Raw genomic sequence first — 13,208 nt, 5'->3', positions numbered from 1 at the left:
AAGTGGGTCGAGGTTCGACTCCGGTGGCGTCAGCGTTTCGGTGCCGCGGCAATTCGAAGCCTTTGGGTTTCGAGGTCATAGCGTGTCAGGCCAGTCGCGGCGCTGAGAGTCAAGGCGCAAGTGCACCCGTGAAAGCTGCTGACATGGACACACAAAAATCGACTGCTGGCACCACGGCGGAACCTGCCTCCGAAAGCGCAGCGACCTCCCGAAGCGCAGCGGCGAAAGCGGAAGAAACCTTGATTCACGTGCTGTGGATCAATGCCGGGCTCAGTTGCGACGGTGATTCGGTGGCGCTGACTGCTGCCACGCAACCCAGTATCGAGGAGATCGCGCTCGGTGCGTTGCCCGGCCTGCCTCAGGTAGCGGTTCACTGGCCGCTCATCGACTTCGAATGCGGACCGCAAGGTGGCGCTGACGATTTCCTGGAGTGGTTCTGGAAAGCCGACCGGGGAGAATTGGAACCCTTTGTTCTTGTTGTCGAAGGATCGATACCGAACGAGAAACTCCACGACGAAGGGTACTGGTGTGGCTTCGGGAACAATCGCGAAACCGGCCAACCGGTCACCACGAGCGAATGGCTCGACAAGCTGGCACCGAAAGCCACTGCGGTAGTTGCAGTCGGCACGTGCGCGACCTACGGCGGAATACATGCGATGGCCGGCAATCCGACCGGTGCGATGGGTGTGCCGGACTATCTCGGGTGGAGCTGGAAATCGAAGGCGGGCATCCCGATCGTGTGCGTTCCCGGGTGTCCCATTCAACCGGACAACCTCTCCGAGACCCTGACCTATCTTCTGTACATGGCCACTGATCAGGCGCCGATGATTCCCTTGGATGAATCCCTCCGCCCGCAGTGGCTTTTCGGTGCCACCGTTCACGAGGGCTGTGACCGTGGCGGGTACTACGAGCAGGGCGAGTTCGCGACGGAGTACGGGTCACCGAAGTGCATCGTCAAACTCGGGTGTTGGGGACCGGTCGTGAAATGCAATGTCCCCAAACGCGGTTGGATCAACGGCGTTGGCGGGTGTCCCAACGTCGGCGGGATCTGCATCGGGTGCACGATGCCGGGATTCCCCGACAAGTTCATGCCGTTCATGGATGAACCGCCCGGCGGCAAACTCTCCACCAAAGCGGTGGGAATGTACGGGTCCGTGATTCACAGTCTGCGCCGGATTACCGGCCACACGTTGGACAAGGAACCGCACTGGCGCGAGCGCGGGTCGAAGTTGCTCACCGGTGCAACGCGTACGTGGTGACTGACCGGATACATTCAAATCAGTTCGTGAGCAACGTCTCTGGGAGGCACTGCAATGACGGCCATCGTTCCCGAACCCACCTCGACTGCGGACCGCGACGGTCTTGTCGAGATGGCGTGGGACCCCATCACCCGAATCGTCGGCAGCCTGGGCATCTACACCAAGATCGACTTCGCCAATCGCGAAGTGGTGGAGTGCCACAGCACGTCGTCGATCTTTCGTGGGTATTCCCTGTTCATGAAGGGGAAGGACCCGCGCGACGCGCATTTCATCACCAGTCGCATCTGCGGCATCTGCGGTGACAATCACGCCACGTGCTCGTGCTACGCACAGAACATGGCGTACGGCGTCAAGCCGCCGCATCTGGGCGAGTGGATCGTCAATCTCGGCGAGGCCGCCGAGTACATGTTCGACCACAACATCTTTCAGGAGAATCTGGTCGCGGTCGACTACTGCGAGAAGATGGTCTCCGAGACGAATCCCGGTGTGCTGGCGCAGGCGGAGAACACGCGCTGCCCGCACGAGGACCAGCATGGTTATCGCACGATCGCCGACATAATGAGGACTCTCAATCCGTTCACGGGTGAGTTCTATCGCGAAGCGTTGCAAGTCTCGCGTTCGACCCGTGAAATGTTCTGCCTGATGGAGGGTAGGCACGTTCACCCGTCGACGCTCTATCCCGGTGGCGTCGGCACGGTCGCGACGATCGAACTGATGACGGACTACATGTCGCGGCTGATGCGGTACGTCGAATTCATGAAGAAGGTCGTGCCCATGCACGACGACCTGTTCGACTTCTTCTACGAGGCGTTGCCTGGCTACGAAAAGGTAGGCCTGCGGCGGACCTTGCTGGGTTGTTGGGGTTCGTTCCAAGACCCCGAGTACTGCAATTTCTCGTACAAGGACATGACCGACTGGGGCCGGAAGATGTTTGTCACTCCCGGTGTGGTTGTCGACGGAAAGTTGGTCACCACGGATCTGGTGGACATCAACCTCGGTATCCGAATCATGCTGGGGTCCTCGTATTACGAGGACTGGAGTGATCAGGAGATGTTCGTCAAAACCGATCCGCTGGGTAACCCGGTCGATCGCAGGCACCCGTGGAATCAACACACCAACCCACATCCGCAGAAGCGTAATCTCGAGGACAAGTACAGCTGGGTCATGTCACCGCGATGGTTCGATGGAAAAGACAACCTCGCTCTGGACACCGGCGGGGGAGCATTGGCTCGTCTGTGGAGCACCGCTCTTGCCGGCCTGGTCGACATCGGATACCTCGAGTCGACCGGACACAGTGTGAAGATCAATCTTCCGAAAACAGCACTGAAAGGTCCCGTCTCGCTCGAGTGGAAGATTCCAGAACATGGCAGCAACACTCTCGAAAGAAACCGTGCGCGAACGTATTTCCAGGCATACGCAGCAGCGGCTGCCCTTCACTTCGCAGAGAAGGCGCTTGTCGAGATCCGGGCCGGCCGCACCAAGACGTGGGAGTCGTTCGAGGTTCCGGACGAGGGAATCGGTTGCGGATTCACCGAAGCCGTCCGCGGAGTTCTCTCACATCACATGGTGATTCGTGACGGCAAGATCGCGAACTATCACCCGTACCCACCGACCCCGTGGAATGCGAGCCCGCGCGACAGCTACGGAACCCCCGGTCCGTACGAGGATGCCGTGCAGGGTCAGCCGATCTTCGAGGAGAACGATCGAGACCACTTCAAGGGCATCGACATCATGCGGACCGTGCGTAGTTTCGATCCCTGTCTGCCGTGTGGTGTTCACATGTATCTCGGCGGCGGTAAGACCCTGGAGAAGTTGCACTCTCCGACGCAGTCCGTGACCGGGGAGTGATCGATGGAGCAATCGGCCGACTACTGGCGCGGAGCAGGTGAGCGCATCGAGACGTTGTTGCAGGCCAATGCCGGTGCAGGCCCGGTGGCCAGAGATCGCGCCGAGCAACTGGTGCGTGAAGTCGTGCAGTTGTACGGCGCAGCACTCGAACGCACCGTCGCGCTGGCGGATCCGGCCACGATGGATGCGATGGTTCGTGACGATCTGGTGTCCAGCCTCCTATTGGTGCACGGACTTCACCCGCACGACGTGGAGACGCGCGTCCGTACTGCGCTCGACAGCGTGCGTCCGTACCTCGGCTCGCACGGCGGCGACGTCGAACTGATCGAGGTGGCGAATGGAGTCGTGCGGCTCCGTCTGCTCGGGAGCTGTAACAGTTGCCCTTCGTCGTCGGTCACCCTCGAAACCGCCGTCCAGGATGCGGTGCAGGCGGCGGCACCCGAGACCACCGGAATCGACGTCGAAACACCTGACCCGCACGAGGTGAGGTCGGGTGTGATCTCGGTCGAGTCCCTGTTCTCGCACGTACACGCCGACGGCGGAGGTGCGCACTGGGTGGAGGTCCCCGAATTTGCCGAAGTCGACGTGGGTGAGGTCGCGGGGTTCCGGGTATCGGGCACCGATCTGTTGGTCTGTCGCTCCGGTGACGATCTGTACGCGTATCGCGACCACTGCCCAGTGTGTGAGCACTCGATGGCGGGGGCTGTGCTCGAACGCATGATGGGCCGACCTGCCCGAGACGCCGCCGTCCTCACCTGTCCGACGTGCTCTGCTCACTTCAGTGTTTACGGAGCGGGAGCACGGGTGGGCACCGGCTCCGAGCATCTGGCGCCTGTGCCGGTGCTGATTCGCGACGGAGTGCTCTCGGTCGCGCTTGCTGACGATTCAGTGATACCGGTGACCTAGCCGTGAACGCAGCCCGGTTATGAAAGTCACTGTGGGAGAGGTGCTCACACGAATCGCCTCGACGCGCGCCGTTCCGACCGGACCGCGGTGTGAGATGTGCGCGGCGGGCATAGGTGACGAACACCAACACGTCGTGGACGTACAGGTCCGGAGCCTGATGTGCGTGTGCCGTCCCTGCTATCTACTCTTTGCGCCGATCGACGCAGACCTTCGATACAAGGCGGTTCCCGATAGGTATCTCGAATTTCCGAACTTCGACCTAGGACCTGGCCGGTGGGAGTCTCTGGAAATCCCCGTCGGCCTGGCATTCTTCTTTCGAAACTCACTCCTCGACAAGTACATAGTCTTCTACCCGGGACCGGCCGGAGCTACCGAATCCGAGTTGCCCATCGACGCGTTCGAGACTGTGCACGACGAGAATCCGGGGCTCTCGCAGATGCGCGCCGACGTCGAGGCCTTGATAGTGTCCGTGCCCACGTCAGGGCAATCGCCGAGATGCTTCGTTGTTCCCATCGACGCCTGTTACGAGCTGGTGGGACGGTTGCGCACCGTGTGGCGCGGATTCGACGGTGGCCAGGATGCCGCACGCGCAGTGGACGAGTTCTTCGGGCGCGTCGAGGCGCGAAGCAGGTCGGCATGACTGTTCTCGACTTCTCGGTCGACAACGTGGAGGTGGAACCGTACGCGGTTACGCCGAATCTGACGGTGAGATTGAGAATGTCGGAATCCACCGGCGCGACCGTCCGTGCGGTGGCTCTGCGCGCTCAGGTTCGAATCGAACCCCACCGCCGACCGTACTCCGACGCGGAAGGGGAAGGTCTGCGCGATCTCTTCGGTCCGCGGGAGCGTTGGTCGAGTACGCTGCGCACCTTCCTGTGGATGGAATGCTCCACGGTCGTTCAAGGATTCACCGGAACCACGGTCGTAGCCTTACCCATGGCGTGTACGTACGACTTCTCGGTGACGGCGTCGAAGTACATGCACGCACTCCGTGACGGAACGATTCCGATCGTGGTACTACTGAGCGGCACGGTATTCACCGACGGACAACGCGGTTTCTCGGTCCAGCAGATCCCGTGGGACAGATCTGCTGCCTACGAATTGCCGGTCGACGTGTGGAAACAGCTGATGGCCACGCATTATCCGGCCTCCGGCTGGGTACGCCTCGACCATGAGACGATTGCCGATCTCGTGCGATTCAAGTCTGCCCACGGCCTCACGGACCTCGATTCAGCCGTGCGGCAGTTGCTGACGGCGAGCCAGGTGCAGCGATGACTCGAGCTGAGATGGATCACGACGTTCGGGCCGTGGCCGACGCTGTCCTCTACGAGGGCTATCTTCTCTATCCCTACCGGGCCGGCTCGGCGAAGAATCAATCCCGTTGGCAGTTCGGGGTTCTCGGACCGCCAGGCGCCGCCGAGGTCGGAGTCGGGGAGGAACCGTCGATGTCCGCGCAATGTCTGCTCGGCGAATTCGAGCGGAGCGGCGTCGAAGTGACTGCGACTGTGAGGTTTCTGCATCACCAGTCGCGGACGGTTGAACGACTCGGCGCAGGCGGCGCGTGGATCCCGGTCGATCGGTTGGTAGTCGACGAGCGCGAGTCGATCTCGTGGGACGAAGCCACCGAATCCGAGATCGTGTTGGGTCCGTGGGGTTTGGACGAACTCGAGGGCGGCGTCGAAGAAACCTTCTGTGCAGTGGGAGTTGTCGACGGAGAGACTCTGTCGGACTCTCGGGGCAGGGTGGTCGGACGGATCGTCCGGACACGGCTTCCGGTGAATGGCTTCTTGGCAGTGAGCGCCGCCGCCGGGGTCGGACGCACGGTGATTTCCGTGAAGATCATGAATGCCACGAGCGTCGACGCAAGGGACAAGGGCACGGCCACGGCGCAATCGATGCTCGGCACTCACGTCATTTTGAACTGCACAGGCTCGAGGTTCCTGTCGATGTTCGAAGACGCAGATCACTTGGAGTCGCTGCGGCAAAATCGCTGTTATCCAGTGCTTGCGGGGGCCGAGGACCACACTCACCCTGGTACATCACCCACCGTTCTGGTGTCACCGATCATCTTGTACGACTTTCCCGAGATTGCGCCGCAGAGCGAGGGATCTCTCTTCGATTCGACGGAGATCGACGAAATTCTCACCCTGAGAATCCTTGCCATGACCGACGCGGAAAAGGCGCGGGCGCGGGCAACCGACTCCAAAGCTGCCGACATCATCGACCGATGTGAGCACTTGACGGACGATGATCTAGCCGGCCTGCACGGTGTGCTGCGATATCCGCACGCCGGTTCTGATCTGATACCCGAGGTGCCTGACGGCGTGGACTGGTGGACCCCGGAAGCCGACACCAGTGTTCAACCACGCACCGACGCAGTTCTGATCAACGGCGTCCGCGTCTCCGGTGGCAGTACAGTTCGCCTTCACCCCTCACGTCGCGCTGATGCGCAGGACCTGTTCTTCGACGGCCGGATCGCCCACGTCGCCACCATTCATGAAGACGTGGACGGCGACATTCATGTTGGGGTGACACTCTTGGACGATCCGGCCGCCGATCTGCACAACTGGTACGGCCGCTACCTGTACTTCGCGCCGGACGAGATAGAGCCGATGCCGCGAGACAGCGCGAGTTGACGTACTTCACAGCTATCGGACTTCACAGCTATCGAGAGGAGAACTCGCAATGAGGAACATGGGATTGCTGTCGACGGCACTTCTCGGCGCCACCGCGATCGCAGCCGCGGTCGTTCTGGTGGTGTCGATGCCGGACATCCAGCGCTATCTGCGAATGCGAAAGATGTAAAACGCTGTGCGCGTGCTGATTGCAGGTGTCGGAAACATATTTCTCGAAGACGACGGATTCGGCCCCGAAGTTGTTCGGGCGCTGCAGCATGAGATTCTCCCGTCGGGAGCTCGCCTGGTCGACTACGGAATTCGGGGGGTGCATCTGGCCTACGACTTGTTGGAGTCGTGGGACGCGCTGGTGCTGATCGACGCCTTACCGGTGACCGGAGTCCCGGGGAAGCTCGCGATCGTCGAAGTGGACCCCGAAAGTGAAGGCACGCAAGGAGGTTTCGACGCGCACTCGATGCATCCGAGTTCGGTGTTTGCCAGCCTGCAGGCGCTCGGCGGAACACTCCCGCGGACGTTCGTGGTGGGGGCACACGCGAAATCGACTGGCGACGGAATCGGATTGAGTGCAGAGATGCGTGATTCGGTGGGGCAAGCCGCCTCTGCGGTGATGGCACTCGTCCGGTCGATCGACGTGGATTGTGATGCCACCACCTTGGGGCCGGAGGTGTGAGTCATGTGTCTGGGGATTCCGGGACGGGTACGCGAACTACTGGACGGGTACGGCGGTCAACTCGCCCTCGTCGACGTGGAAGGTGCGCCACGCAAGGTCAACATCGGCATGCTCGACGAAGGCACCGTCACGGCAGGTGACTGGGTGGTGATCCACATGGGCTTTGCAGTCGAGAAGGTCGACGAGCAGGGAGCACGCCACGCTCGGGCAGGCCTCGAACTGATGGGCCGTGGTGGTCATGACGGTGAGATCGACGACTCCGATACTCGTACGGGCGAGGTCGGGACATGATCATCGCCTGCCGTGTCATCGTTCGTGGCGTAGTCCAGGGGGTGGGATTCCGGCCGTTCGTTCATGCGACCGCCACCGAGTTGGGACTCTCGGGTTCGGTGGGAAATTCTGCTCTCGGTGTCGTGATCGACGTCGAAGGCGACGGAGAGACAATCGATGCATTTGTCGCTCGGGTGCGAAACCGCCCCCCACCGCTGGCCCGGGTGGAGTCGGTAGAGCGCGAGGACTCGCGACCGGTAGGTCGTCAGGGGTTTTGCATAATCGAGACGGATGCAGTTTCCGTCGGGCGAACCTTGGCGCCGGCCGACGTCGGGATCTGCGACGATTGCCTCCGGGAACTGACCGATCCCGGCGATCGGCGATTTCGTCATCCCTTCATCACCTGTACCAATTGTGGTCCACGATTCACGATCATCGAGTCGCTGCCATACGACCGGGCCGCCACGACGATGAAACGGTTCCCGTTGTGCACGGCTTGTGCGGCGGAGTACGTGGATCCATCGGACCGCCGGTTTCACGCGCAACCGATTGCCTGCCCGGAGTGCGGTCCGACGCTCTCATTCGTGGAACGGGGCACGGGCGAGGTGAGTGGCGAGGCTGCACTGCTACGAGCCCGATCGCTACTACGAGACGGGAAGATACTTGCTGTCAAGGGGATTGGAGGTTTCCACCTGGCCTGCGATGCCCGCGATGATCGCGTGGTCCACGAATTGCGTGTACGCAAGCATCGAGCAAGCAAGCCGCTGGCGGTGATGGTGCGAGATGTGCGAGAAGCCAGAGAGCTCGGTGCGGTCGGGGATGCCGAGGCTGACGCCATGTCCTCGCGCGAGCGCCCGATAGTGCTGGTTGCCAAAGCGTCTGGCTACACGCTTTCGCCCTTGATTGCCCCCGACATTCCGGATATCGGAATCATGCTGGCATACAACCCGATTCAGCATCTTCTTCTGGGTTTGGCCGGAGAAGCTGCGGGGCCGGCGGTGTTGGTTATGACATCGGCGAACATCGGTGGAGAGCCGATTCTATACTCCGACAACGATCTCGATCGATTGGGCGATCTGGCCGACGGGGTATTGACCCACAACCGTCCGATCTTGATACCGTGTGACGACTCGGTGATGCGAATAGTGGACAGCCGACGACTGTTGCTTCGTCGCTCGCGCGGATATGCTCCGCTGCCCGTCACCGCGCCGTTCGACGTACCGCCTACCTTGGCGGTCGGGGCCGACCTGAAGAACACCTTCTGTCTTGCCGAGGGCGGATATGTGTGGCCGAGTCAGCACATCGGCGACATGGGCGACCTCGCTGTTATCGACAGTTTTGCGGCGTCGGAGAGTCACTTCGAATCGATCACGGGAGTAGTGCCGCACCAGATTGTCTGTGACGAACATCCGCGGTATCGCTCGTCCTCGTGGGCTCGCAGTCGTAGTGGTGACCGACCGGTGCGCGTCGTCGGGCATCACCACGCACATGTGGCTTCCGTGATGGGGGAGAACGGTCAGGACGGGAGCGAACCAGTTCTCGGAATAGCGTTCGACGGCACCGGTTACGGGGCGGACGGCGCAGTGTGGGGAGGGGAACTACTGTTGGCGACGTACAAGGGTTATCGCCGTCTCGCGCATCTGGGATACGTGCCGCTGGCCGGGGGCGATGCCGGAGTGGAACGGCCGTACCGAATGGCGCTCGCCCACCTGTGGCATGCGGGGTTGGAATGGGAATCCGACCTCGCGCCCGTGGCAGCCTGTCCGCCCCGGGAGCAGTCGGTTCTACTTCATCAGTTGGAGACCGGTTTCGGGTGTGTGGACACCTCCAGCATGGGGCGGTTGTTCGACGCAGTCTCCTCGCTGACCGGGGTCCGACAGAGGGTCGACTACGAAGCGCAGGCTGCCGTCGAGTTGGAGGGGGTGTCGAGGGGAGTCGACTGCGCCGGTTCGCGGTACACCTTCGACTGGATGCAGTCGGACGACGATTCGTGGACAGCAGATCCGCGGTCGGTCATTCGGGCTGTTGTCCGCGATCTTCGGGAGAAGGTGCCCGCCGAAGTGATCGGCGCCCGTTTCCACGAATCCGTAGCGCATCTGGTGCTCGAGTGGACAATTCGTGGCCGGGAACTGGCGGGAGTGGACGAGGTAGTACTCACCGGAGGTGTCTTCCAGAACCCGCTCCTGCTCGTTCGGGCGTGTGCTCTGCTCGGAGACGCTGGATTCACGCCGTTGACAGGACTGGAGTTGCCACCGAACGACGGCGGTATCGCCTACGGCCAAGTGCTGGTCGGGAGTTCGTCATGAAGTCAGGAGTTACGCCATGTGCCTAGCCGTACCAGGACGTATCGAGTCCCTGGAGGAACGCGACGGAACGACGATGTCGGTGGTGAACTTCGGTGGCGTCCGAAAAGAAGTGTGCCTCGAGTACATTCCGGGCGCCCAAGTCGGCGAGTACGTCGTGGTGCACGTCGGATTTGCCATCCAGCGACTCGACGAGGAATCCGCTCGCAGCACGCTGGCGGAATTCGAGCACCTCGGCGTACTCGAAGAGGAATTCGGTGACGGGTTCGAAAGGGCTGCCCGGGCCGCGGGGATCGAACCGAAGGAGAAAGAATCATGAAGTATCTGGACGAGTTCTCCGATCCGGAACTGGCCGGCAAACTGCTGGATCAGATCCGCGCGCTGGCCACACGGCGATGGGCGATCATGGAAGTGTGTGGTGGTCAGACACATTCGATCATCAGACACGGCATCGATCAACTACTTCCGCAAGAGATCGAGATGATCCACGGACCCGGATGCCCGGTCTGCGTCACCCCGCTCGAGATCATCGACAAAGCTCTTGAAATCGCGGCAAGACCCGATGTCATTTTCTGCTCCTTCGGGGACATGTTGCGGGTTCCAGGGAGTTCGTCGGATCTGTTCCGGATCAAGAGCGCCGGCGGCGACGTACGGGTGGTGTACTCACCGTTGGATGCACTGACTATTGCCAAGGAGAATCCGGACCGACAAGTGGTGTTCTTCGGGATCGGATTCGAGACCACCGCGCCGGCCAACGCCATGACCGTCTATCAGGCCAATCGCCTGGGTATCGAGAACTTCTCGCTACTCGTCTCGCATGTTCTGGTCCCGCCGGCGATGGCCGCGATCATGGACTCGCCAGAGTGCCGCGTGCAGGCATTTCTGGCGGCCGGGCATGTGTGCAGTGTGATGGGAACTTCGGAGTACCCGGCGCTCGCCGAGAAGTACAAGGTCCCGATCGTCGTCACCGGATTCGAGCCGCTGGATCTGCTTGAGGGCATCAGAAAGACGGTGCTGCAGTTGGAATCGGGTCGATACGAGGTCGAAAATGCCTACGCCCGTGCTGTCACGGCCGAGGGCAATACCGCGGCGAAGGCAATGCTCGAGGACGTGTTCGCGGTGTCGGATCGGACATGGCGCGGCATCGGATCGATCCCGGACAGCGGTTGGCAGTTGGCACCGAAGTATGCGTATTTTGATGCGGAGGAGCGTTTTTCGGTGACCGATATCCACACTGACGAGTCGAGCGTCTGCCGTTCCGGAGAAGTGTTGCAAGGCTTGATCAAGCCACACGAGTGCAGTGCCTTCGGGAAGGAATGCACTCCGCGGAATCCGCTCGGTGCCACGATGGTGTCGTCCGAGGGGGCGTGCGCTGCGTACTACCTGTACCGGCGCCTGGAACTTCAGGAGGCGGGTCATGCCGGCTGAGGAGACCGCTGTCGTGGACTTGTCGGCGTGGGTCTGCCCACTGCCGCTGCGTGATTCGCCGAACATCGTCATGGGGCACGGTGGTGGGGGAGCGATGTCCGCCGAGCTCATCGAGCACCTGTTCCTGCCCTCGTTCGGAAGCGCTGCCGATGCAGAACTCGGTGACTCGGCCGTATTCGATGTCGGCGGGGTGCGGCTCGCCTTCTCGACCGACTCGTACGTCGTGAAACCCATGGTGTTTCCCGGCGGAACGATCGGTGACCTTGCAGTCAACGGAACGGTGAACGACCTGGCGATGGCGGGAGCGCAGCCATTGGTGATGTCGACGGCATTCATCCTCGAAGAAGGGACGGCGCTGACCGACATCGCGGGAATCGCGCAGGCGCTCGGGCAGGCCGCGCGCGTTGCCGGCGTCCGACTGGTGACGGGTGACACGAAGGTTGTCGATGCCGGTCACGGCGACGGAGTCTTCATCAACACCGCGGGAATCGGGATTGTCGCCGATGGTGTTGACATCAATCCCACCCGCGCACAAGAAGGTGACGTCGTGATAGTCAGCGGCGACATCGGCGTTCACGGAGTAGCCGTGATGAGTTGTCGCGAAGGTCTCGAATTCGGGACCGAGGTGCGCAGTGATTGTGCTTCCTTGAACGGCGTGGTCGCCCACATGATTGCCACCGGCGTCGACATCCATGTCTTGCGCGACCCTACCCGGGGCGGAGTTGCCGCGACCCTCAACGAGATCGCTCAGGCGTCGAACATCGGGGTTGCGCTGGTGGAGCGAGATCTGCCGATTCCCGCTGACGTGCGCGATGCCTGTGGGCTACTCGGCTTGGATCCGTTGTACGTCGCAAACGAGGGCAAGTTGATCGCTTTTGTTCCACGCGAAGATGCCGACCGAGTCCTGGAAGCGATGCGCGGTAATCCACTGAGTGTGGGAGCTGCCGTCATCGGGGAGTGCGTGGCCGAACATCGCGGAATGGTGGTGGCGCGAACAGCATTGGGAGGCAATCGGGTAGTGGATTTGCCGGCGGGTGAACAACTCCCGCGGATCTGCTGATGACTGCCGTCGATATGGACGGGCCGGTGTTGTTTGCTCGTTACGCGTATCCGCCGAACGAGTTGGGTTACTGCGGACCCGATGATCCTTCCGTGCTGCTTCGACAGGCCCACGGCATCTCGGCGAGTGGCGACCGTGACCGCGCTCGTCAATTCGACGGTGCGTGGCCGTACCTCGAGGCATTGGCCGTAAGTGCGGGCATCGACGACCCCCTGGATCCGCGAGTGATCGAAGCTTATTGGGTGGGAGGTGATCTCCTCGACTCTCTCGATTCGGGGAAGTTGTTGCAGCACCTGAGAACGGCCTTCGGTGAACGCGAGAACACTGGGTTCCTCCCCGTCCTCGAGGAACGGGACCGCGCGCTCGCTCACCACAGCTTTCACGTACTTCTGGTGTATCCGTGGGTCAAACTTCTACGGAAGCGCGGTACGGTCCCACTGTCCGTCCTCCAGAATTGCCGGATCAGATGGGGAGTGGTCGAGGACGTCGGCGAGGAGCACGCGTTGGTGGCTTCCTCCCCGCTCGAGTTCGACGGCGAGAAACTCGCACGAGGCACGCCGGTAACGCAGCGAGTCCGATGGAGCGTAGACGGCCGCTCACTTGCGGCGATGCCCCTCCTGGGCGCCGTGGTGACGATGCACTGGGATTGGCTGTGCGACAGCATCACTGCAGAGCAGTCACATGCGTTGGATGCCGCGGAAGACTCTGCACTGCAGATCGCGAACGAGATGCTGTCGACCGGTACGTGATCGTCGTAGGCGGGACTGACACCAGTGTCCTCCGCCCATCTGAAGCGGACTCTGCGTCATTGCTGCTGATGAGATGTCG

14 protein-coding genes are annotated in these 13,208 nt (G+C 61.6%); all 14 read left to right on the top strand.

All coding sequences use genetic code 11. The annotated features are described in order from the left end of the window. Window positions 1–143 precede the first annotated feature (143 nt). From ACSW29_RS24155 to ACSW29_RS24090, 14 genes are read left to right on the top strand one after another with little or no spacing between them, the layout of a single operon-like run. Window positions 144–1,259, top strand: coding sequence for an NADH-quinone oxidoreductase subunit B family protein (locus tag ACSW29_RS24155; RefSeq protein WP_230813047.1), 1,116 nt, complete (start codon window positions 144–146; stop codon window positions 1,257–1,259). Between the two features lie 54 nt (window positions 1,260–1,313). Then, on the top strand, window positions 1,314–3,107 hold the full coding sequence (locus ACSW29_RS24150; RefSeq protein WP_283303856.1) for a nickel-dependent hydrogenase large subunit: 1,794 nt from the start codon (window positions 1,314–1,316) through the stop codon (window positions 3,105–3,107). Between the two features lie 3 nt (window positions 3,108–3,110). Further along, window positions 3,111–4,013, top strand: a complete 903-nt coding sequence (locus tag ACSW29_RS24145; RefSeq protein WP_448278499.1) for a NifU family protein — start codon at window positions 3,111–3,113, stop codon at window positions 4,011–4,013. 19 nt (window positions 4,014–4,032) lie between these two features. Continuing rightward, window positions 4,033–4,653 (top strand): DUF5947 family protein, encoded by a 621-nt coding sequence (locus ACSW29_RS24140; RefSeq protein ID WP_448278498.1) that lies wholly within the window; start codon window positions 4,033–4,035, stop codon window positions 4,651–4,653. Continuing rightward, entirely contained in the window at window positions 4,650–5,288 is a 639-nt protein-coding gene (locus ACSW29_RS24135; protein ID WP_317827792.1) for a DUF6084 family protein, read from the top strand. Before ACSW29_RS24140 ends, ACSW29_RS24135 begins: the two co-directional genes overlap by 4 nt. Beyond that, on the top strand, window positions 5,285–6,649 hold the full coding sequence (locus ACSW29_RS24130; protein WP_347870849.1) for a hypothetical protein: 1,365 nt from the start codon (window positions 5,285–5,287) through the stop codon (window positions 6,647–6,649). Before ACSW29_RS24135 ends, ACSW29_RS24130 begins: the two co-directional genes overlap by 4 nt. 49 nt (window positions 6,650–6,698) lie before the next feature. Next, complete coding sequence (locus ACSW29_RS24125; protein WP_374227973.1) at window positions 6,699–6,818, top strand: DUF6893 family small protein; 120 nt, start codon at window positions 6,699–6,701, stop codon at window positions 6,816–6,818. Window positions 6,819–6,824: 6 nt separating this feature from the next. Continuing rightward, on the top strand, window positions 6,825–7,319 hold the full coding sequence (locus tag ACSW29_RS24120; RefSeq protein WP_347870848.1) for a hydrogenase maturation protease: 495 nt from the start codon (window positions 6,825–6,827) through the stop codon (window positions 7,317–7,319). 3 nt (window positions 7,320–7,322) lie between these two features. Beyond that, on the top strand, window positions 7,323–7,610 hold the full coding sequence (locus ACSW29_RS24115; protein ID WP_230813054.1) for a HypC/HybG/HupF family hydrogenase formation chaperone: 288 nt from the start codon (window positions 7,323–7,325) through the stop codon (window positions 7,608–7,610). Further along, window positions 7,607–9,895, top strand: a complete 2,289-nt coding sequence (gene hypF / locus ACSW29_RS24110; protein ID WP_448278497.1) for a carbamoyltransferase HypF — start codon at window positions 7,607–7,609, stop codon at window positions 9,893–9,895. Before ACSW29_RS24115 ends, hypF begins: the two co-directional genes overlap by 4 nt. Window positions 9,896–9,911: 16 nt before the next feature. After that, window positions 9,912–10,211, top strand: a complete 300-nt coding sequence (locus ACSW29_RS24105; protein ID WP_030535597.1) for a HypC/HybG/HupF family hydrogenase formation chaperone — start codon at window positions 9,912–9,914, stop codon at window positions 10,209–10,211. Next, window positions 10,208–11,320 (top strand): hydrogenase formation protein HypD, encoded by a 1,113-nt coding sequence (gene hypD / locus ACSW29_RS24100; RefSeq protein ID WP_230813056.1) that lies wholly within the window; start codon window positions 10,208–10,210, stop codon window positions 11,318–11,320. Before ACSW29_RS24105 ends, hypD begins: the two co-directional genes overlap by 4 nt. Further along, window positions 11,310–12,380, top strand: coding sequence for a hydrogenase expression/formation protein HypE (hypE, locus tag ACSW29_RS24095; protein ID WP_317827788.1), 1,071 nt, complete (start codon window positions 11,310–11,312; stop codon window positions 12,378–12,380). Before hypD ends, hypE begins: the two co-directional genes overlap by 11 nt. Beyond that, window positions 12,380–13,129 carry a DUF6390 family protein gene (locus ACSW29_RS24090; protein WP_347870845.1) on the top strand — a complete coding sequence of 250 codons (750 nt, stop codon included), beginning with the start codon at window positions 12,380–12,382 and terminating at the stop codon, window positions 13,127–13,129. Before hypE ends, ACSW29_RS24090 begins: the two co-directional genes overlap by 1 nt. Window positions 13,130–13,208 lie beyond the last annotated feature (79 nt).

The organism is Rhodococcus sp. GB-02 (assembly GCF_053470465.1).
This window is presented reverse-complemented; position numbering and strand designations above follow the sequence as displayed.